Genomic DNA, 436 nt, shown 5'->3' with positions numbered 1-436 from the left:
GCTCGAGCAGGTGCGAAAGCAGGTCTTAGTGATCCGGTGGTTCTGAATGGAAGGGCCATCGCTCAACGGATAAAAGGTACTCCGGGGATAACAGGCTGATACCGCCCAAGAGTTCATATCGACGGCGGTGTTTGGCACCTCGATGTCGGCTCATCACATCCTGGGGCTGAAGTAGGTCCCAAGGGTATGGCTGTTCGCCATTTAAAGTGGTACGCGAGCTGGGTTTAGAACGTCGTGAGACAGTTCGGTCCCTATCTGCCGTGGGCGCTGGAGAATTGAGGGGGGCTGCTCCTAGTACGAGAGGACCGGAGTGGACGCATCACTGGTGTTCGGGTTGTCATGCCAATGGCACTGCCCGGTAGCTAAATGCGGAAAAGATAAGTGCTGAAAGCATCTAAGCACGAAACTTGCCCCGAGATGAGTTCTCCCTGAGACT

Annotated in this window: 1 rRNA gene; it reads left to right on the top strand. The window is 55.0% G+C overall.

From position 1 onward, the window contains the following. Positions 1-436 (top strand): 23S ribosomal RNA (locus FDW96_RS02770); the annotation flags it as partial.

It is taken from the genome of Citrobacter sp. TBCS-15 (assembly GCF_005280815.1).
Classification (GTDB): domain Bacteria; phylum Pseudomonadota; class Gammaproteobacteria; order Enterobacterales; family Enterobacteriaceae; genus Citrobacter; species Citrobacter werkmanii.
The sequence above is the reverse complement of the archived record's forward strand: the minus strand, read 5'-3'. Positions and strand labels throughout refer to the sequence as shown.